At 67.7% G+C, this 310-nt stretch carries 1 pseudogene; it reads right to left on the bottom strand.

Annotated elements, in window-relative coordinates:
- Positions 1 to 310, bottom strand: a pseudogene (locus tag AC22G6_RS21905) (metal-dependent hydrolase); the annotation flags it as partial.

Genomic DNA, 310 nt, shown 5'->3' with positions numbered 1-310 from the left:
TCGCGTCACCGCCTTGGCTTCGAGGATGCGCTCGCCCACCTTGGGCAGGGTGCGCCGTGGCAGGGCGACCGCACTCGGGTCGATGGTCTTCTGCTTCGCCTTCACCGGCACGAAGCGGGTGAGGATGGGCCACAGGCCGTCGCGGGCACGCTGCAGCACCAGCACCATCATCAGGCCGAACACAATCACCTCGAAGTTGCCGCTGGTGCCGAGGATGCGCGGCAGCAGATCCTGCAGCCACTGCTTGAGGATGGTGATTACGCCCGCACCGACGAGCGCACCCCACACGTGACCGGCACCGCCGACCACG

This window comes from Parazoarcus sp. PS-13 R2A (genome assembly GCF_057621855.1).
Note: the sequence above shows the minus strand (reverse complement) of the source record. Positions and strands in the feature narration are given on the sequence as shown.